Raw genomic sequence first — 21771 nt, forward strand, 5'->3', positions numbered from 1 at the left:
TTCGTACCCCCGAATCCCCCCGTCTACCTCGAGTACTTCTAGGAGAGTCATGGGACTGCAAGCTCCCGCCACGCCACGTGTGGACACCGCGCTCGGAATCGGCGGACGACGAAAGTTATACCCGTGGATCGTTTTCGCCCTGGCTTTCGGTCTTCTGCTCTCGGACTACATGTCGAGGCAGGTGCTCAGTGCAGTCTTCCCGATCCTGAAAGCGGACTGGGATCTCTCCGATTCGCACCTCGCCTCCCTGAGCAGCGTGGTGGCATTGATGGTCGGGCTGTTGACGTTCCCGTTGTCGCTGCTCGCGGACCGCTGGGGCCGCGTCAAGAGCTTGATCTTGATGGCGGTGTTGTGGAGTGTCGCGACGTTGCTGTGCGCAATCGCTCAGACCTACGAACAGATGTTGGGCGCCCGATTCTTGGTCGGTGTCGGTGAAGCGGCGTACGGCAGCGTGGGTATCGCCGTGGTCCTCAGTGTGTTTGCGCCCCGCGTGCACGCAGCTCTTGCCGGTGCCTTCATGGCCGGTGGATCGTTCGGTTCGGTCATCGGTGTGGCAATCGGTGGGTTCATCGCAGTCCAGTTCAGTTGGCGGTGGTCTTTTGCCGCCATGGCGATCTTCGGTCTGATTCTGGTTGCGCTGTTCCGTGCCCTCGTCACCGAGAAGAAGCTCACCGCTTACGCCGTCGAGGCCGCGCCGGATGCCGCCGGGGAAGCGGTGAGACACGACGGTTTTCGTGCGCCGGTGTCCTCGCTGTTCACCAATCCCGCCGTGTTGTTCGCCTACATCGGTGGTGGTCTCCAGATGTTCACCGCCGCTGTACTTCTGGCGTGGTTGCCGAGCTTCTTCAATCGCTACTACGATTTGGCCCCGGACAAGGCCGGCGTCACGGCTTCCGTGTTCGTCCTCCTGGTCGGAAGTGGGATGGTGGTGTGCGGGTTCATCACAGATAGATTCAGCCGCGACGATTCGGCGCGGAAATGGACCACCGCCATCGTCTACTGCGCCATCTCGTTGGTGACGCTGAGTATCGGGCTCCGGTTGGATACGGGGACAGCGCAACTCGTATTGCTCGGTATCGGTGCATTCTTCTCCGCCGGTTCGTCGGGGCCGACGGCAGCTATGGTCGCGAACCTTACCCATCACTCGATTCGAGCGTCGGCCATGGGAACGCTCACCGTTGCCAACAACCTTCTTGGGCTGGCGCTCGGTCCCTTCGTGGTCGGCATCCTCGCCGATCACCTGGGTCTTCTCGGCGCTCTACAGCTTTCGCCCTTCGTCTATGTCGTCGCGGCCCTCGCGTTGGTAGCCGGCAAGCGTGCCTATCCCGCCGGGATGAGGCGGCTGGCGACGTTGCAGAATCGGCCCGAGATTCCCGGCGCCACTGAAGTAGCAGAAGTTCGGAGTTCCTGATGGATGAATCACCCACGGTAGTAATAGTTCCCGGTCTGCGCGATCATGTCGAGGATCATTGGCAGACTCACCTCGCGCGCAGGCTCGACAACGTTCTGACGGTTCCTCCCCTCGAGACCGACAAGCTCAGTCGCGATGCCAGGGTTGCGGTATTGGACGAGGTGTTGACAAGTGTTTCCAGCCCGGTGGTCCTGGTCGCGCACAGCGCCGGAGTTATGACAGTTGCCCACTGGGCGAGGGTGCATCATCGAGATGTTGCCGGCGCACTTCTGGTCACGCCGGCGGATCTCGAACTTCCTCTACCCGAGTCCTATCCGTCTCTCGAGGAGCTCGATCGGAACGGGTGGCTACCGATACCGCGTCAGCGTCTGCCGTTTCCGAGCACGGTCGCGGCGAGTCGGAACGATCCGCTCGCCGGGTATCGCCGAGTTGTGGGTTTGGCTGAAGGATGGGGGAGTCGGTTGCTGGATCTGGGTGAGGTCGGACATCTCAATCCGGCGTCCGGATACGGGTATTGGCCGCGGGCGGAATCATTGGTGCGGGAACTGCTCGAGTCGGTGTCGCACGCCGCCTCGTCTCGTACCACGGATTCCGATGCGCAGGAGGAACACAGTCATGCTTGATCTTGCTGCTCTGCTGGAAGATTCGGCCCGGCGGTACCCGGAACGGGATGCGCTGGTTCTCGGGGAAGCGAGGCTGACGTATGCGCAGTTCGACGCGTACGCGAATCGCATCGCCCATCTGCTCGTCTCGCGGGGTGTCGAGCCAGGTGACAAGGTGGCGTTGTCCTGCCCGAACGTTCTCGAGTTCCCGATCGTCTACTACGGCATTCTCAAGGCCGGTGGCGTCGTCGTTCCTCTGAACATCCTGCTCAAGGGGCGCGAAATTGCCTATCACCTGGCTGATTCGGAAGCGAAGCTGTACTTCTGTTTCGAGGGAAGTCCCGAATTACCGATCGCCGAGTACGCCATCGCCGGGTTCGAGCAGAGCGAGACCTGTTCGGCCCTGATCGTGATCAGCGCCGAGCCGGGTGCACCGTCGTCGATCCTCGGAGTCGAGACTCTAGGCGAAGCACTGGCATCCGTGTCCGGCACGGAAACGCCTGCAGCCGCGGTTGTTCGTGAACCGACGGACACCGCGGTCATTCTCTACACCAGCGGCACGACCGGAAAGCCCAAGGGCGCCGAACTCACTCACTGCAACATGGTCTTGAATGCACTGTCGACCAACCGGTTGTTCGAGAGCGCTCCGTCCATGCATGAGCGTTATCTCCTGACTTTGCCGTTGTTCCACTCGTTCGGCCAGACAGTGACCATGAATGCGGGAATCTGCGTCGGTGCCACTTTGGTGTTGATGCCGCGCTTCGATGCGACCGCGGCACTCGAGATCATGGGACGCGAAAAGATCTCGGTCTTCGCGGGCGTCCCGACCATGTATTGGGGACTGCTCGGCGTGCTGGAGGAGGTAGTGAAATCCGGGGTAGATGTCGAGACCGTTGCACAGAACATGCGGTGCGCGATCTCCGGTGGTGCAGCGCTTCCCGTCGAAATCTTGACACAGTTCAGGGAACGCTTCGGTGTTCAGATCCTCGAAGGGTACGGGTTGTCCGAGACCTCTCCGTTGGCCTTGTTCAGTGACCCGGAGAGCGACCCCCGGCCCGGTTCGATCGGCGTGCCGATCTGGGGCGTCGAAGCGCGGCTTGTCGATGACTCTTGGCGTACGATCACCGGCCCCGATGAAGTGGGAGAGTTGGCCATTCGCGGGCACAACGTCATGAAGGGCTATTTCAACCGACCCGAGGCGACGGCGGAAGTAATGTGCGACGGATGGTTTCGCACCGGGGATCTGGCACGGGTCGATACCGACGGAAATTACTACATCGTCGACCGCGCGAAGGACATGATCGTGCGGGGAGGATTCAACGTCTACCCGCGCGAAATCGAAGAGGTTCTGCTCACCCACCCAGCCGTCTCACTCGTCGCCGTCGTCGGGGTGCCGGACACGAGCCTCGGCGAAGAAGTTGTCGCGTTCGTGATCCGAGAGCCGAGTGAAGAGATCTCCGAATCGGATCTCGTGGAATGGTCGCGGGAACAGATGGCCGCCTACAAATATCCGCGCCGCATCGAGTTCGTGCCGTCGCTACCGATGACGGCAACCGGAAAGATTCTCAAACGTGAACTGAATCAAGCATTTTCGATTGTCTGAGGAGATCGATGACTGACGTTCGAGCAAGTGAAGCTTTTCCCGTGACCCAGGCTATGAAGGATTCGGGTGGCTGGAATCCGTTGTGGGACGGACTTTCGGAGCTGGATCCCGAGTGGACCGAGCTGTACATGAAGACAGCAATGCAGCCCTGGAACAGTGGGGTGCTGTCACCTCAGGTGATCCAGTTGCTGTGCATAGCCGTCGATGCGGCGAGCACGCACATGTACGCGCCCGGCGTACGACGCCATATTCGCGCCGCGCTCGACATGGGAGTGACCCCGAAGGAGATTCTCGAGGTGCTGAAACTGACCACCGTCGTCGGGATTCACTCCTGCAATGTCGGCGTTCCGATCCTGATGGAGGAAATCGCGAACCGGTGATGGCGGTCAGTCCCGTTCGCGGTTCTCCCGTTCCTCACGCTGACGCTGGAGGAACGGGCTCGGGTTCTGTCCGCCGATCGGGCCGTGGCCGAGGACTCCGTGCTCGTAGGCGGACTCCGCGTGCAGGGCAACGTCGATTCCGCGGGCCTCGTCTTCACGCGAAATACGGAAGCCGAAGGTCTTGTCGATGAGCTTTCCGAGACCGTAGGTCACACCGAAGGCATAGAGCGCGACCACGACGACACCGACGAACTGCTTGCCCAGCTGCGCGAATCCACCGCCGAAGAACAAACCTTCCGGACCGCCCGTCATCACGACCGTCGCGAGGAGTCCGATCAGCAACGAGCCGACGATTCCGCCGACGAGGTGCACGCCGACGACGTCGAGGGAGTCGTCGTAGCCGAGCTTGTGCTTCCATCCCACGGCGTACGAGCAGACGATGCCCGCGATCAGACCGATGACGAGCGCACCGAACATGTTCACCGTTCCGCACGACGGGGTGATCGCGACCAGACCGGCGACGACGCCCGAAGCTGCGCCGAACGTCGTGGGGTGTCCGTCACGGTTCTGCTCGACGAACAGCCAGCCGAGTAGTCCGGTACAGCCGGCGACGAGTGTGTTGAGGAAGATCTGCGAGGCCATACCGTCGGCCGCAAGGGCCGACCCGGCGTTGAATCCGAACCAACCGAACCAGAGCAGACCGACGCCGAGCAGGACGAACGGCAGATTGTGCGGACGCATCGACTCGGCCTTGAAACCCATCCGCTGGCCGAGGACCAGTGCCAATGCCAGGCCTGACGCTCCGGACACGATTTCGACCACGAGGCCACCGGCGTAGTCGAGTGCGCCCATCTGGGCGAGCCATCCCTGCGGATTCCACACCCAGTGAGCGACGGGGACATAGACGAGCAAGGACCAGATGGGGACGAAGATCATCCAGGCGGAGAACTTCGCGCGGTCGGCGATCGCACCACTGATGAGTGCTGCAGTAAGGATTGCGAACGTCAATTGGAAGGTTGCGAACAACACTTCCGGGACATTCCCGTGCACGGTCGACGGGTCGATGCCCGCCATGCCGATGTGTTCGAGTCCGCCGATGATGCCACCGTGATCGTCGCCGAACACGAGGCTGTAGCCCACGAACAACCACGCGACCGTGACGAGTGCGATGGAGACGAAGCTCATCATGATCATGTTGAGTACGCCGGTCGAGCGGACCATGCCGCCGTAGAAGAGCGCGAGTCCTGGCGTCATCAGAAGTACGAGTGCAGTACTGACGAGCAACCAGGCAGTTGCTCCGGCATCGATGGTGGCGGGCACAGTTTTCTCCTCACGCATGCGGACCAGCCCGCGTGCACGGAACCCACGATGGGTGCGTGCGGTTTCCTCCGCACTGCGATTGTGTTGCGAACATGTTTCGGGAGAAGTCGGCGTTGCACCCGCACCGGATCACCTGTCGTGGGTCGCCGGTAGTCTTTGCGCGTGGCCCTGTACCGGAAGTATCGACCCGCGTCCTTCGCCGAGGTGGTGGGGCAGGAGCATGTCACCGCACCGCTCAGCACGGCCCTCGACACCGGACGCATCAACCATGCCTATCTGTTTTCCGGCCCGCGCGGCTGTGGAAAGACGTCGTCGGCGCGAATCCTGGCGCGTTCGCTGAACTGTGAGCAGGGACCGACGTCGACGCCGTGCGATGTATGCGACTCGTGCGTTTCGCTTGGCCCGGGCGGCACAGGCAACCTGGACGTGACGGAACTCGACGCCGCAAGTCACGGTGGCGTCGACGACACCCGAGAACTCCGAGACAAGGCGTTCCACGCCCCCGCCGCTTCTCGCTACCGCGTCTTCATCATCGACGAGGCACACATGGTGACGGCGGCGGGCTTCAACGCGCTGCTCAAGATCGTCGAAGAGCCGCCGGAGCACCTCATCTTCATCTTTGCGACGACGGAACCGGAAAAGGTTCTCCCGACCATCCGTTCTCGTACACACCACTACCCGTTCCGCCTGTTGGCGCCGTCGACCATGCGCGGACTCCTGGAAAAGATCTGCGCCCAGGAAGGCGTACCGGTCGAGCCTGCTGTTTATCCCCTGGTCATCAAGGCTGGCGGCGGTTCGCCTCGCGACTCGTTGAGTGTCCTCGATCAGTTGCTCGCGGGAGCCGGCGAAGAAGGTGTCACGTATCCGCGGGCGCTCTCTCTTCTCGGAGTCACCGACGTCGCGCTCATCGACGAAGCAGTAGACGCCCTGTCTGCCAGTGACGGAGCCGCCTTGTTCGGCACTGTCGATCGGGTGATGGACGCCGGTCACGATCCACGCCGATTCGCGCTCGATCTCCTCGAACGTCTACGCGATCTCATTTTGATGCAGGCAGTCTCCGATGCCAGCGAACGAGGGTTGGTCGATGCGCCGGAGGCCGAGCTGGTCACGATGCGTGAACAGATTCAGCGAGTCGGCCCGGCCACGCTCACCCGTTTCGCCGAAACCGTCCACGCTGGTCTCAGTGAAATGCGTGGGGCGACGGCGCCGCGGCTGCTGCTCGAAGTGATGTGCGCGAGAATGCTGCTTCCTTCGGCCTCCGACACCGAGTCGGCTGTGTTGCAGCGGCTCGAGCGCCTGGAACAAGGTCTTCCGGCTGCCGGAGTCGCGGCTGCCGCTGCCCCTCGCGCGGCAGCAACGCCGGCACCGACTGTGCCGCCGCTCGAACCGGAGATTGCTTCCAAGTTCCAACGGCCCTCCCAACGCAAGGCCGAGCCTGAGGCACGGCCGGAACCAGCCGCCCCGGCTCCGGCGGCGCCGCCGGTCGTCGAGGCTCCTGTCGTCGAACCTCCGGTAGCGGCAGCTCCCGTGGTCGAGCCTCCCACCGTCGAGATCGTGGAACCGCCGGTTGCGGAAGCTCCAGTGGTTGAAGCTCCGGTGGTTGAAGCACCAGTGGTTGAAGCTCCGGTTGCCGAAGCTCCAATAGTTGAAGCTCCTGTGGTTGAACCACCGGCTCCTGCTCCGGTCGAAGCGGAAGAGCTGATCGGGCTTGCCGAGCCGGAACCCGACTACGAGCCCGAGCCCGAGTACGAGGAGCCGGCGGCTGCAGAAGCTGCGCCGGTCTCGGCGGGCCCCACAGTCGAGACCCTCCGTGAATCGTGGAACACCTTGCGCAACAAGGTCGGTGAACGAAACAAGGTTCTTCCGGCCATGCTGTCCGCTGCGACGGTTCACGACGTGCGTGGACATGTTGTGGTCATCGCTCACGGCTCGCCGGTCCTGGGTGCTCGTGTGACGCAACCGCACAACGCGGCGGTCATCTGCGAGGTCCTTGCCGAGATGTTCGGTGGCACTTGGCAAGTCGAGTACCAAGAAGGTGCGCCCACAGCGCCGGCAGCATCGAGCGCACCCAAGGCGACGGAAGCTGCGAGCCGCCCGGCCGCTGCGCCCCGCTTCTCGCGCCCCAGTCAGGAGCGTGCAGCGCAGCAGCCCAAGGCCCCGCAGCCCCAGCGCGGAGATTCGGACGACATTCCGCCGCCTGAGGCCCCCGACTATCCGGAAGACCCTGGACCGGCCCCTGCTCCTGAGGTCGACTACGAGGCAACTCCTCCGCCTGCAACGCCGGAGGACGAGGACGAGATGTTCGCGGAGGCGGCTGAGCCCGCTGATCCGACTGCCAGACGTGATCCCGAGGACGTTGCAAAGGAACTCCTCAAGGACGTCCTCGGGGCACGCCGCCTCGAAAGCTGAGTTGCCGACTCGGTCCGTGCGCGTGAAACGGCTGTCGGAATGTCGCGGCACCACTGTGTGATCGAATTGTTATAGGTGCCGTTCCTTTTGTGTGCGCACGTGTCGAAAGGACACCGGCTCGGCCCGGCAAAGCTGAATTGTGTGTGGCCGGTTTGCTGGCACATTCGTTCGCTCAATTCCGGTGTAACGAAACATCGATTCGGACGATGGTCGCCGAAGAATATCTGGAATTTCTCGTTGTCTGATCGACATTCGCGTGCTGTTGCTAATTCTCGGTGTGTCACGAATGTTCAGATTGATAGTTGTCGGATGTTTGTTTTGCGGTGATCGACCAATTTGGGACATTCGGCGAATTGGCCACATATTCGGCATTGCGGCATTTCGGTGCGCACTCAACTGAGCATTTGCCGATCTCGAGAAAACGGTGGCCGTGAAACCGGTGTCCGGTACGGATGTTCAAACCACTGCTTGACCGGCGACGAAGCAAATAAGTAACTCCGAGTTACAGCTAACTATCGATTGCTGTCAAATTGCTGACACATGTTCACGGAGCTGAACGACCTTTGTTATTTGTTTATGCCTTGAGGTGAATCTGCGTTTTACACACGGCTGAATGCGTGGTTAGTCTTCGGTCGATTGAGTCTCCCGTGGATGCGCGCGAAAATAGGAAGTGTAAGATGACTGAAGATTCAACTAATCCCGCGATCGCGATAGTCGGGATGAGCATGTGGTCTCCCGGTGCCCATGATCTGCAAGGATTTTGGGAGAACGTCCTCGCGCGACGGATGCAATTCCGAAAGTTTCCCGAGTCGCGGATGTCGCTCGACGACTACTGGAGCGCGAGCCCTGACGACGTCGACAAGACATACGCCGACCGCGGCGCGTTCATGGACGGTTTCGAATTCGACTGGGTCGGTCGCCGGATACCGGAGCGAACCTTCAAGTCGACAGATCTCACACACTGGTTGGCGCTGGAAACAGCACTCGGGGCTTTGACGGACGCGGGCTACAGCCGAGGATCGGTGCCAACTGGACGCAGCGCCGCAATCGTCGGCAACTCCCTCACCGGTGAAGAATCCCGGATGTGGTCGATGCGTTTGCGTTGGCCTTACGTCAAGCGCGCACTCGCTGTGGCAGCCGAAGCGCGCCAGTTGGACAGTTCCGTCGCCGATGCTCTCGCCGAGACGATGGAAGAGGTCTACAAAGGCCCGTTGGTGGAGCCGAGTGAAGACACTCTGGCCGGCATGTTGTCGAATACGATCGCCGGCCGTATCTGCAATTACCTCGACTTCAACGGCGGCGGGTACGTCGTGGACGGTGCGTGCGCGTCCGGAATGCTCGCGGTGGCGACTGCAGCCGAAAAGCTGGCGTCCGGCGCGGCCGACTTCGTATTGGCAGGTGGAGTCGACGTCAGCCTGGATCCTTTGGAACTGGTGGGATTCGCCCGTTTGGGTGCACTGACACGCGGCGACATGAACGTGTACGACGCAAGCCGAAGCGGATTCATCCCGGGTGAAGGTTGCGGATTCGTGGCCTTGAAACGACTCGAGGACGCCAGGGCGGACGGCGACTACGTGTACGCGACGATTCGCGGCTGGGGTATCTCTACCGATGGCAAGGGTGGAATTACCAAGCCCCGCGCCGAAACTCAGGCCGAAATGATCCGTCGCGCATACTCGGGAGCGGGATTCGCGGCCAGCGAGGTTGCCTTTGTCGAAGGACACGGAACTGGTACTCCCGTCGGGGACCCTGTCGAATTGGCCGGCGTCCAACAGGCCGCGCAGACGGACGGACCCGTCGAGGCTCGTAGCATCGGCATGACCTCACTGAAGTCGCTGATCGGGCACACGAAGGCGGCGTCGGGCATCCTTGCGCTGATCAAGGCGACCATGGCCGTCAATCAACGAATCCTTCCGCCGCTCGCCGGTTGCACCGACCCGAACCCGGCGTTCGGAACCGAAGCACCGGCACTCTTTCCGCTTGTCAACGGCGAGATCAGAGATCCGTCGGAGAAGATGCGTGCCGGTGCGCAAGCCATGGGTTTCGGCGGTATCAACTGCCACGTCGCGATCGAATCGGCTGATGCACCGTCCAGCAAGCTGACACCCTCGCAAGACGTCCGCACGATGATGGCGTCGTATCAGGACACCGAGGTATTTGTACTCTCTGCAGATTCCGCGGTGGACTTGGCGACCCGAGCGCGGGATGTTGCAGATCTGGCGGTTCCGTTGAGTGTTGCCGAGCTGCTGGACTTTTCGGCGAAACTCTCGCGAGTGATCTCGCCGACCGCGCCCTTCCGTGCCGCAGTGGTGGCCGGACGTCCCGCGCAGTTGGCCGAACGCATGCGTCAGCTTGCCGTGATCTGCGAGAACTCCGCTCCAGCTTCCGGCCAGGTCAAGGTGGTGAGCAACGAGATCTCGATTTCGAACAGCGTCCGCCACGACATCGGATTCCTGTTCCCTGGACAGGGATCCCAACAACTCGAGATGGCTCGCGTGCTGATCGAGCGCTTCGAGTGGGCGCGCGAACTGGCGACCAAGGCGGACGGCTGGTTGGAGGGAGTTGGAGCGGAGGCGATCACGCCGCGGATTCTGCGGAACCCGGTCAAGAGTGCAGACGCTGCGGAATTGGCGAAGTGGAAGCGGGACCTCGCCCAGACACAGTTCACCCAGCCCGCCGTCGCCTTGGCGTCGCTGCTCTGGTTCGAGTACCTCCGCCGATTGGGTGTCACACCCAGTGCTGTCGCCGGCCACAGTCTCGGGGAGTTGACTGCGCTCTACGCGGCCGGAGCTTACGACCAGAAGACGCTGATCACCTTGGCTGCGGCGAAGGGTGCGGCCATGGCTGTCAGTGGTGGTGGAAACGGCGCAATGGCGAGCCTGACCTGCGACCGATCGACGGCTGAGGCGATCATCGCGGAGGCAAAGGGTTACGCGACCGTCGCGAATCTGAATACGCCCACGCAGAGTGTGGTTTCGGGTACCAAAGACGCGGTCGACGATGTGGTTGCCATCGCGAAGACCCGCGGAGTGTCGGCTCAGGCGCTTGCCGTGTCGAATGCTTTCCACTCCGAGATGATGAACGAGGCCGAACGGGAGCTGAAGTCCACTGCGCCCGTTGACGAGCAAGTCGATTCGTTGACTTGCCCCGTGTATTCCTGCGTCGAAGGGGAACGCGTACAGACGCCACTGGCACTTCGCGAACTGGTCACCAAACAGGTTGTCTCACCGGTTGACTGGGTCAAGACGGTAAGTGGGATCTCGCAGGAAGTGGACCTGCTCGTCGAGGTCGGACCCGGCCGTGTGCTGACCGGGCTCACCAAGGCGATCAATGGGACCGACGGCGTGCGCTGCTTCCCCGTTGCGTCCAAGTCCGGACGCGACGAGGACTTCAACGTCGCACTGGCCGCGATGTACGTACACGGCGCTCAGGTCCGCTGGAACGAACTTTTCGACGGCCGGTTCGTGCGCGAATTCGTTCCTGCCGATCAGAAGGTGTTCATCGAGAACCTGGCCGAGGCGAAACTGACGGTTGCCTCTGCTCCCGAACCGCTCGCACTTGGTACGTCCGGCGGGGATCCGGCTGCGGCGCTGGCCGATTACCTGAGCCGACGCGGGACCTTCCTCGTCGACGTCATTCGCGCGGATGTAGGCAGTGGAGCGACTTCTCCATCTTCTCCATCTGTTCCATCTGCTCCGACTTCGCGGGCAGTCACCAACGGCCACGAATCTGTAGCAGCGAAAGCTCCTTCGCCGGTTTCGGCTCCGGTAGTCGAAGAGCCGGCTGTCGCGGGCGCTGGGTCCGTGGAAAGTGAGCTGATCAGGATCCTCGCCGATACGACGGGATTCCCCGCCGAGTCGATCACGACGGATCTGCGTCTGCTCGATGATCTGAATCTCGACTCGATCAGTGCGGCAGAGGCTATTTCGAAGGTTGCACATCAGTTCGAGGTTGTCGACCTCGACCCTGCCGAGTTGGCCAACGCCACCATCGGAGAAGCAGCATCGCTGATCCTTGCGGCATCACCGCATCCCGGTTCTGCCGTTCCAGCAGCGAGTTCGGCGCAGTCGGACGTGTCGCGAATACTGCTCGAGGTAATCGCGGAGGACACCGGATTTCCGGTGGAGTCTCTCGACGTCGATCTCCACCTTCTGGACGACCTGAACATGGACTCGATCAAGGCCGCCGATGCAATCGCGACGGTGGCAACACGATTGGGTGTTCAGGGTGACCTGGATCCGGCCGAACTCGTCAACGTCAGCCTGGGTGAACTGATCGAAGTGCTCGATCGGTCCGCGAAGGAGAAGTCGGGGCAGCAGCAGCCGGCTGCGCGGGCGCTGCCGGCGAAGGCAAAGGGTATATCAGCCGACAGCTTCACCTGGGTTCGCGATTACACCCTGGAAAAGGTTCGGAGCGAGACAGCGTTGCACGGAGTCCGAGACCTCACGGACACGACGTTTGTCGTCATCGGTGACGACGCCGGTTTGGTCGGAAGGTTGGAATCCGAACTTCGAGGTCGTGGCGCTCAGGTCGACATTCGCACATTCTCCGACAGCACTACTGCGAATGCACACCACGTGGTTGCCGTAATGCCGCGCGTGACCGATGATTCCGTCACCGAAAGCGGCTTGCGCCGTGGGATCGAACACATGTACAAGATAGTTCCGGCGCAGCAAAGTGGAGGCGCGCGAACCACATTGGCAGTGGTTCAGTTCACCGATGTCGAGTTGAGCAATCCAGCGCCGGTGCCGAGTGTGGCGGCTTTCACCGCTTCGGTGCATCACGAGCGTCCCGAACTGGATGTGCGCGTCATAGGATTCGACGGCTCGACTGCGGACGCGGAGGTAGCAGCCACTGTCGTCTCCGAGTTGGATTCGGTTGCACCCTATGTGTTCGCGACTTACGACGCCGAGATGGGACGCACGGCACTGCAACCGCGGGTTCTCGCCTCCAACGACTACACCGTCCGCGAAAGCGGATTGGGAAGTTCGGATGTCGTGGTCGTGACCGGTGGCGCGAAAGGCATCATGGCCCAATGTGCTCTGGCCCTCGGTCGAAAGACCGGCGCCGAACTGGTGCTGATCGGAAGCTCTCAGCGACAAGCGGGCGACGAAATCGCCTCCACTCTTGCGGACTTCACGTCTGCCGGTTTGAGCGCTCACTACTATCGCTGCAACGTCACGGATGCCGCGGCGGTGGCCGGCGTCGTCGCCCAGATCGAGGTCGAGGTGGGGCCGATCACCGGGTTTGTCCACGGTGCGGGGGCAAATGTTCCGCGGCGGTTCGAGAGAGTCGACAGCGCTGCGGCTTTCAAGGAGGTTGCACCTAAGGTCCTGGGCGCAGCCAACTTCGTCGAAGCGCTCGCTGATCGTGACTTGAAGCTGTTCGTGGGCTTCTCTTCCATCATCGGATTCACGGGTATGCCCGGAAACAGTTGGTATGCATACGGAAACGAGCTTCTCGACGAAATGGTGGTGCGGTATGCCGCCAGGCACCCGAAGACTCGGACGTTCTCACTCGCGTACAGCGTGTGGGGAGAGACCGGAATGGGCGCCCGCATGGGCAGTGTCAACCACCTCGCGAAGATGGGTGTCATGCCGATTTCGACGGCTGCGGGAGTGGATCATTTCCTTCGCCTGGTCGACAGCGGACCCGAGGCGAGTCGTATCGTCGTGACCAGTCGACTCGGCGGTCTCGACACCTGGGCGCCTGCAGCACCGGCTCTGCCGGCGGTGTCGCGCTACATCGACCAAGTGGTGACATTCGAGCCTCAGGTAGAACTGGTGACCCGGACGACGTTGTCCACGTCGGCGGATCCCTTTGTCCTCGATCATGTCTGGAAGGGATCGGCGCTGCTTCCGACGGTGTTCGGGCTCGAGGCGATGTCGCAGGCGGCGGCGTATGTCACGGGACGCGTGACCCTGGGTCGCGTCCGCATCGACGACATCAAACTGGATCGACCGATCGTCGTCGACACGGTCGAGGGCACCAGAGTCGAGATCAAGGCAAGCGTCGTGGAGCAGGATCGTGATGCCGCAGGAACGCGGGTGCATGTCACGATCGGCACCGAACGGACCGGGTACGGGCGGCCCCATTTCTCGGCCGACTTCATCTTCGGGCTGGACGAATCACTGCCGGAGTTCGAGAAGGAGTTGCCGCGACCTGTGCTCGACATCGATCCGTTGGACGACCTCTACTCGTGGTTGCTGTTCCAGGAGGGCGATTTCCGCCGACTCGAAGAGATCTCGAGCCTCGATTCCGAGCACATTCTCTTCAGTGCTATTTCGCGAGCCGACCGTAAGCAGCATCTCCTCGGTGATCCGTATTTCCTCGATTCCCTGCTCCAATCGGGCCAGATCATGGTTCCGCGGGAGATCTGCCTTCCGGTCAACATTGCGCGAATCGACATGTACGACGGACGATTCGAGGCTCGTTCGTTCACCGCGTACGCCTACGACAAGGTGCAGACAGAGACCCACATGCAAGCCGACGTGGCGGTGGTGAAGGACGGACGAGTGGTGATGCAGCTCGAGGGATATCGCTCCCAGATTCTCTCCCACGACGAAAGCCGTCCTACGGCTGAGGAAATCGCGGATCCGACTGCGCGCGACGCACAGATCATTCTCGACAAGCTCGCGCAACACAGCCGGGCGTTGGGAGTGAAGAGCCCGCGGGTTGTGGTCGCGCACACCCCGGGGATTCACGAGTTGACCAAGTCGGAACGCCACGAGCAGGAGAAACCGATCGCCGAGGCGGCCGTGAACATTCATCTCGATGAGGATGTGGTGATCAAATGAGTAATGCCTTTGCCATCGAATGGCAGGAAACCGGAAAGCCCGTCGTTGTCGGTGATATTCCGCCCTCTGTGGATGTCTCGCTCTCGCACGACGGCAGCAAGTCACTCAGTTCGGCCGGCGACTGGCCTCAGGGGTGTGACATCGAACCGATTCGCTCCCGAACCGTCGTGCAGTGGAAGGCGCTTCTGGGTTCGGCGCGGATTCCGCTGCTCGACGAGTTGATCGCAGGCGGCGAATCACTCGATCGTGCGGGAACCAGGCTGTGGGCGGCGGCCGAGGCGATCCGAAAGGCCACGGGGCAGATGTCGGTTTCTCTGGCGATGGGCGCCAGGGAGGACGACGCAGTGACCTTCCGCGGCGGCGCAGAGGGAAGCGTGGTGGTTCTGACCTTTCCGGCTCTGTTGACGGACAACGAGGAGCGGATTCTCGCTTTCGTGACCGATGAGGCGGATGCCGAAGAGCGTGTTTCGGACGAGGCGGATGCCGAAGAGTCGGCGCAGGACCCGGCACCACAGTTCGACACCGGCCCGTTGTCGGCGAAGTCTCTCGCGCAGTTCGATCCGATGGCCTACGGCTCCGACGTGCATGTGGTGGCTCGGAGCGGCTACCCGGCGGTGTCGATCCGGTTCCCCGTCGGGTTCCGGGACGCGTGCAACGTCGGTGGATCAGTGGGGTTCGCGAGCTTCGCGCTGTGGTTGGGCGCTTTGCGAGAGAGGGGAACCGGACCGATCTCGAAGCAGATCGTGGAGGACATGGCGACGGGTCGTTGGGGCATGGTGACCAACAACTCCGAGGTGTTCATCGATGCGAACCTGTACACCGACGACATTGTCGAGGGGACCATCTGGATCACCGAGCTCACCGGTCCGGATCGGGCAACCACCAATCTGCATGTCGAATGGTGCCGGGTCGACGGCGAGACGCGCACACACATCGGATGGAGTGCGATGCAGACGACGTGGGTGGAAATCCTCTCCCACGGTGTGGTGGCGGCACGGCCGATGCCGCAGTACTTCCACGATTTCATCGAGCCGATGACGATTCCGACGGGGGCGAAGAACATCGCTGTCCCCACACAACCGAAGGACGTCGATCGTGGTTCCTTGATCCGCTCGGCTCCGATGGTGCCGCGCAATCCGTACCTGCTCGAATCCGAGGTGTTCTCGACGACGATGCAGGACGGAAACGTCGTGGGCAACATCTACTTCGGCAACTATTACATCTGGCAGTCGAGGGTTCGGGACAAGTTCCTCGCCCGTTCTCAGCGTGAGGCCATGGCGGCCAGAGGCGCTCTCGGGGAACTGCGTTGTGTGCACACCAGGGTTGAGCATCTGCGCGAGGTCATGCCGTTCGACGACGTCCTGGTCACGATGTCCTTGGCTGCCCTCTACGAGAGGGGGATCGACCTCGAGTTCGAGTACTTCAAGGTCAATCAGGACGGATCACGGGAGAAGCTCGCGATCGCTCGGCACAGAACTGTCTGGACGATGCCGGGCGCTCCGGGAGAACTGGAAATCTCTCCGCCGTCGAAACTTCCGCAGTCACTGATCGATTCGGTGCTGGAGGCGATCGACGGAAAGTAGACGGGGGATTTTCCGAGATCGAAGTGGAGAGACGGGTTGCGTTTTCCTTGCCGGAGAACGCAACCCGTTTCGATGGGGAGGGGTATGTATGGGTATCGGGGTTTCGAGAAGGTCGGTTCTGAAGGGGTCGGCAGTCGGCACGGTGGCGGTTGCATTGGGTGCAAAGGCAAGTGCTGTTCCAACCGGGAGCGCGGACATCGAGTCGCCGTTGATTTTTCATTCGCCGGAGTTCGAGCCGTTTTGTGACGAACTACCCTCGTTGTCGACGCTTTCCGGAAACGAGATCACGCTGACAGCGCAAGTGGGGCAACATGCCTTTCATCGGGACTTTCCATCGTCCCCGGCACTGTCGTACCGCAGCGGAGAGATCGGTGGCGGTTATCTGGGCCCGACCGTCGAGGCGCATTCCGGCGAGCCGATCATGTTGACGTTCGAGAACGATCTGACCGGACATCCGTTGGCAGCGGACATGGATATGACGCTGCACGGAATGCAGGCCGACTTTCGTGCGAAACCGCCGACGTCGTTGCACTTGCACGGTGGAGTCACTTCACCTGAGAGCGACGGCCACCCGGAACTGCTGGTGATGCCGGGACAGGCTGCGATGCATCACTTTTCGCACGGCCAGGAAGCCGCCCACCTCTGGTATCACGATCACGCGATGGGCATCACCCGGCTCAACGTCTACGCCGGTCTGATCGGCAACTATCTGATCAGGGATGAATTCGACACCGGCAAACTGGGAAATCCGTTGGGGTTGCCGGCCGAGGAATTCGAGATCCCGTTGATCCTGCAGGAGAAGATCTTCACGCCGACAGGCGCCCAGAACGGCCGATCCACCATCTTGATCCCGGAAGGATCGTGGGAAGGCGGCACGGTGGGCGACGTCGGCTTGGTCAACGGCAAGGTGTGGCCGGAACTGTCTGTGGCTCGGGGCCTTTACCGCTTCCGCATCGTCAATGCGTCGTCGGCAAGTGTGTGGAATCTTCACTTCTCGAACATGATGACGTTCTGGGTCATCGGCAACGACGCCGGAATGCTCGACGCACCCGTCGCGGTCAATGCCTTCCGCTGCGCACCGGGGGAGCGGTACGACCTCCTCGTCGATTTCACCGGACTGTCGGAGGGTTCGACGGTGGAGCTCCGCAACGACGAGGCGCCCCCGCTGCCCGCTGCTGTCATCGGTGAAGTGACTATGCCGCTGTTCTGCCGGTTCCGCGGCGACTCCAGGCGCGGATTCACCGGTGGTGTTCCGTCGCAACTGCGCGGTGGGCGCCGACAACGTGACGTTCTCGCCCCGTTGGAGCAGCCGACGGTAATTCGCACGGTGACAGTGAGCCAGCAACTGGAACTGCGGAATCCACCGGCTCAGATGACGCTGAACAACCTGACGTTCAGCACCACGGACGTCGAGAGGCCGCGGCAAGGCACCGTCGAGCAGTGGAACATCGTCAACACCACGCCGGACCCGCATCCGATACACCTGCACCTGGTGAATTTCCGGATTCTCGGCAGGACACCGATGCGGACGCTGGAGTACTTGATCCGCCATCCGCAGCCGGTGATCGGCAACAAGTGGACTCCGTCGCCCGACGGGTTCGAGGCGGGGCCGATAATCGCGCCGGCGCCGTGGGAAGCGGGGATGAAGGACACCGTCAGGGTGGACGGCGGCACTGTCACCCGGATCATCGTGCGATTCCCCACCGAGGATGAGCTGGGTTTCGATCCCGACGCGATGTTCGATCGTCTTCCGAGCGCTGTGATGACGGGCGGTGGGATGGCGGGCGGTGGGATGACGGGCGGTGGGATGACGGGCGGTGATCAGGCGCATCAGGGAAACGGGCACCACGGCATGAGCAACCACGACGCGAGTAACACCGGTCGGCTCCAGGGATACGTGTGGCATTGCCATCTACTCGATCACGAAGATCACGACATGATGTTGCCGTATCGCATCGTGCCGTGAGTGCTTCCGGGGGCGCTCTCGAAATGAACCGAAGCGGGCGGGCGTTCGCGCGTCGGATCACCTCGGTCACCTAGCAGGATCGCTTCGGTCCTTCCCATGAATTTGGAACACGTTCTACAGTGAAAGGGCTGAGGTCTGTACCTCGGCCATGCGCCACCACCGAAGGCGGCGCGGACGATCTGCAGACCGGTTCGACGAATTACACGGAAGGAACACCTCACAGTGACCACAGAGGCATTCATTTATGAAGCCATCCGTACCCCGCGAGGCCGCGGCAAGAAGACCGGGTCGTTGCACTCGGTCAAGCCGATCTCGCTGGTCACGGGTCTGATCCAGGAACTGCGCGTGCGCTTTCCCGACCTCGACGAGGATCGGATCTCCGACCTCATCCTGGGCGTCGTCACCCCCGTTGGCGATCAGGGAATGGACATCGCCCGCGTTGCAGTCAACGATGCGGGACTGCCGGACACCGTCGGCGGCGTTCAGCTCAACCGTTTCTGCGCTTCCGGCCTCGAAGCCGTCAACATGGCAGCTCAGAAGGTTCGGTCCGGCTGGGACGAACTGGTGATCGCCGGTGGCGTCGAGTCGATGTCCCGCGTTCCGATGGGATCCGACGGTGGACCGTGGGCGCTCGACCCCGCCACCAACTACGACAACTACTTCGTGCCGCAGGGCGTCGGCGCAGACCTCATCGCCACCATCGAGGGCTTCTCGCGTGACGACGTCGATGCATACGCCGTGCGCTCGCAGGACCTCGCCGCCAAGGCGTGGACCGGCGGATACTTCGCCAAGTCGGTAGTGCCGGTCAAGGACATCAACGGCATCACCATCCTCGACAACGACGAGCACATGCGTCCGGGCACCACGGCCGAGAACCTTGCCGGCCTGGCTTCCGCGTTCGGTGTGATCGGTGAAATCGGCGGATTCGACGCCGTATCGCTGCAGAAGTACCACTGGGTCGAGAAGATCAACCACGTTCACCACGGCGGCAACAGCTCGGGAATCGTCGACGGCGCTGCCCTCGTGCTCGTCGGTAGCGAGCAGGCCGGCAAGGACATGGGTCTGACGCCGCGCGCTCGCGTCGTCGCCACCGCCACCAGCGGCGCCGACTCCACCATCATGCTCACCGGCCCGACGCCGGCGTCGAAGAAGGTTCTGGCAGCTGCCGGCCTGACGGTCGACGACATCGACCTCTTCGAGATCAACGAGGCATTCGCTTCCGTCGTCCTGAAGTTCCAGAAGGACCTGAACATCCCGGACGAGAAGCTCAACGTCAACGGTGGCGCGATCGCCATGGGTCACCCGCTCGGTGCAACCGGCGCGATGATCACCGGAACGATGGTCGACGAGCTCGAGCGTCGTGGCGGCAAGCGCGCCCTCATCACCCTGTGCATCGGCGGCGGTATGGGCGTTGCCACCATCATCGAGCGCGTCTGACGCGGCGTCCGTCCTTCCAACGAGGCTTACCAGGAGTCAAGCAAAGTGACTGATCAGAACATCATCAACTGGGACCAGGACGCCGACGGCATCGTCGTGCTCACCATCAACGATCCCAACCAGGGCGCAAACACCATGAACGACGCGTACATCGCGTCGATGAAGGCCACCGTCGACCGTCTGGTCGCCGAGAAGGACTCCATCACCGGTGCCGTCATCACCTCAGGCAAGAAGACCTTCTTCGCCGGTGGCGACCTCAAGAACATGATCAAGGTCGGCCCCGAGCAGGCCGAGGAGATCTACAACCACAGCGTCGAGATCAAGGCAGACCTGCGTCGCCTCGAAACTCTCGGCAAGCCGGTAGTCGCCGCCATCAACGGTGCGGCGCTCGGCGGCGGCCTCGAGATCGCTCTCGCGACCCACCACCGCATCGCGGCAGACGTCAAGGGCGTCAAGATCGGCCTGCCCGAGGTCACCCTCGGCCTGCTGCCCGGCGGCGGCGGCGTCGTGCGCACCGTGCGGATGCTCGGTCTGCAGAACGCGCTCATGGGCGTCCTGCTCCAGGGGCAGCAGCGTGGACCCGTTCAGGCCAAGGAAGTCGGCCTCATCGACGAGGTCGTCGGCTCGGTGGAAGAACTGGTTCCGGCTGCGAAGGCATGGATCAAGGCCAACCCCGAAGGCGGCGTTCAGCCGTGGGATGTCAAGGGCTACAAGATCCCTGGCGGAACCCCGTCCACCCCGGCATTCGCTGCCAACCTTCCGGCGTTCCCCGCGAACCTGCGTAAGCAGCTCAAGGGTGCTCCGATGCCGGCTCCGCGCGCCATCATGGCCGCAGCCGTCGAAGGCTCGCAGGTCGACATCGACAACGCGCTCCTCATCGAGGCTCGCTACTTCACCTCGCTGGTGACCGGCCGCGTCGCGAAGAACATGATTCAGGCGTTCTTCTTCGACCTGCAGTCGATCAACGGCGGCGGTTCACGTCCGGCAGGCATCGAGAAGTCCACCATCAAGAAGGTCGGCGTCCTCGGCGCGGGCATGATGGGCGCGGGCATCGCGTACGTCTCCGCGAAGGCCGGCTTCGACGTCGTCCTCAAGGACGTCAGCATCGAGGCTGCCAACAAGGGCAAGGCGTACGCCGAAGGCATTGAGGCCAAGGCACTCTCGCGCGGCAAGACCACGCAGGAGAAGTCCGACGCACTCCTCGCCAAGATCACCCCGACGGCTGACCCGGCAGATTTCGCCGGCGTCGACTTCGTCATCGAAGCGGTCTTCGAGAGTCAGGAACTCAAGCACAAGGTGTTCCAGGAGATCGAGGACATCGTCGATCCCAAGGCACTGCTGGGCTCGAACACCTCGACGCTGCCCATCACGGGTCTCGCCACCGGCGTGAAGCGTCAGGAAGACTTCATCGGCATCCACTTCTTCTCGCCCGTCGACAAGATGCCGCTGGTGGAGATCATCCGCGGTGAGAAGACTTCCGACGAGACTCTGGCTCGCGTGTTCGACTATGTCCAGGCGATCCGCAAGACGCCGATCGTGGTCAACGACTCGCGTGGCTTCTTCACCTCGCGTGTCATCGGAACCTTCATCAACGAGGCCATCGGCATGCTCGCCGAGGGCGTCGAGCCTGCCACCATCGAGCAGGCCGGTATGCAGGCCGGTTACCCGGCTGCGCCGCTTCAGCTTTCGGATGAGCTCAACCTCACCCTCATGCAGAAGATCCGCAAGGAATCTGCCGACGCCGCCAAGGCCGAGGGCAAGGAACTGCCGGCAGATCCGGCCGGCGAGGTCATCAACACCCTCGTCGAGAAGTTCGATCGTAAGGGCAAGCTCGGTGGAGCGGGCTTCTACGATTACGCCGAGGGCAAGCGCACCGGCCTGTGGTCCGGACTCCGCGAGAACTTCAACTCCGGAACCTCCGATGCTCCGATCCAGGACCTCATCGACCGCATGCTGTTCATCGAGGCGATCGAGACGCAGAAGTGCTTCGACGAGAACGTCCTGATCACCACGGCGGACGCCAACATCGGCTCCATCATGGGCATCGGATTCCCGGCCTGGACCGGTGGCGTTCACCAGTTCATCGTCGGATACGAGGGCGGCACGGCCGGCTTCGTCGCTCGCGCAAAGGAACTCGCTGCGCAGTACGGCCCGCGGTTCACCCCGCCGGCTTCGCTAGGGGCATAGCCCCCGTGCGCGGTTAGGGAGTCTCAACACTTCCTAACCGCGCACAGCTTTATCCACAGGTTGGTTTTCTCGGCGA

11 protein-coding genes are annotated in these 21771 nt (G+C 62.2%); 10 read left to right on the top strand and 1 reads right to left on the bottom strand.

Annotated elements, in window-relative coordinates; genetic code table 11:
* Positions 1-49 precede the first annotated feature (49 nt).
* From QM596_RS25985 to QM596_RS26000, 4 genes are read left to right on the top strand one after another with little or no spacing between them, the layout of a single operon-like run.
* Positions 50-1411, top strand: coding sequence for an MFS transporter (locus tag QM596_RS25985; protein ID WP_021332896.1), 1362 nt, complete (start codon positions 50-52; stop codon positions 1409-1411).
* The gene (locus QM596_RS25990) at positions 1411-2034 is read left to right on the top strand and encodes an RBBP9/YdeN family alpha/beta hydrolase (RefSeq protein ID WP_283310252.1); all 624 of its coding nucleotides are present in this window, start codon (positions 1411-1413) and stop codon (positions 2032-2034) included. Before QM596_RS25985 ends, QM596_RS25990 begins: the two co-directional genes overlap by 1 nt.
* Positions 2027-3616: a long-chain-fatty-acid--CoA ligase gene (locus QM596_RS25995; RefSeq protein WP_283310253.1), complete on the top strand. Its 1590-nt coding sequence runs from the start codon at positions 2027-2029 to the stop codon at positions 3614-3616. The genes QM596_RS25990 and QM596_RS25995 overlap by 8 nt, the downstream gene beginning before the upstream one ends.
* A gap of 8 nt (positions 3617-3624) precedes the next feature.
* The gene (locus QM596_RS26000; protein ID WP_020905896.1) at positions 3625-3996 is read left to right on the top strand and encodes a carboxymuconolactone decarboxylase family protein; all 372 of its coding nucleotides are present in this window, start codon (positions 3625-3627) and stop codon (positions 3994-3996) included.
* Between the two features lie 6 nt (positions 3997-4002).
* Here QM596_RS26000 and QM596_RS26005 read toward each other — a convergent pair whose 3' ends face one another.
* Positions 4003-5316 carry an ammonium transporter gene (locus tag QM596_RS26005; RefSeq protein ID WP_283310255.1) on the bottom strand — a complete coding sequence of 438 codons (1314 nt, stop codon included), beginning with the start codon at positions 5314-5316 and terminating at the stop codon, positions 4003-4005.
* A 162-nt stretch (positions 5317-5478) separates the two neighbouring features.
* On the opposite strand from QM596_RS26005, the gene QM596_RS26010 reads away from it, so the two are divergent.
* The 6 genes from QM596_RS26010 to QM596_RS26035 all read left to right on the top strand — a co-directional run bounded on the left by QM596_RS26010 (position 5479) and on the right by QM596_RS26035 (position 21695).
* Complete coding sequence (locus tag QM596_RS26010) at positions 5479-7725, top strand: DNA polymerase III subunit gamma and tau (protein ID WP_211918636.1); 2247 nt, start codon at positions 5479-5481, stop codon at positions 7723-7725.
* Between the two features lie 677 nt (positions 7726-8402).
* Positions 8403-14522 carry a type I polyketide synthase gene (locus QM596_RS26015; RefSeq protein ID WP_283310256.1) on the top strand — a complete coding sequence of 2040 codons (6120 nt, stop codon included), beginning with the start codon at positions 8403-8405 and terminating at the stop codon, positions 14520-14522.
* Positions 14519-16105, top strand: coding sequence for a hypothetical protein (locus QM596_RS26020; protein ID WP_283310257.1), 1587 nt, complete (start codon positions 14519-14521; stop codon positions 16103-16105). Before QM596_RS26015 ends, QM596_RS26020 begins: the two co-directional genes overlap by 4 nt.
* Before the next feature lie 88 nt (positions 16106-16193).
* The gene (locus QM596_RS26025) at positions 16194-18071 is read left to right on the top strand and encodes a multicopper oxidase domain-containing protein (protein ID WP_283310258.1); all 1878 of its coding nucleotides are present in this window, start codon (positions 16194-16196) and stop codon (positions 18069-18071) included.
* Between the two features lie 222 nt (positions 18072-18293).
* Complete coding sequence (locus QM596_RS26030) at positions 18294-19508, top strand: acetyl-CoA C-acetyltransferase (protein WP_003943886.1); 1215 nt, start codon at positions 18294-18296, stop codon at positions 19506-19508.
* A gap of 45 nt (positions 19509-19553) precedes the next feature.
* On the top strand, positions 19554-21695 hold the full coding sequence (locus QM596_RS26035) for a 3-hydroxyacyl-CoA dehydrogenase NAD-binding domain-containing protein (protein ID WP_003943799.1): 2142 nt from the start codon (positions 19554-19556) through the stop codon (positions 21693-21695).
* Positions 21696-21771 lie beyond the last annotated feature (76 nt).

Origin of the sequence: Rhodococcus sp. IEGM 1406, from assembly GCF_030056745.1 — a bacterium.
GTDB lineage: Bacteria > Actinomycetota > Actinomycetes > Mycobacteriales > Mycobacteriaceae > Rhodococcus_F > Rhodococcus_F erythropolis.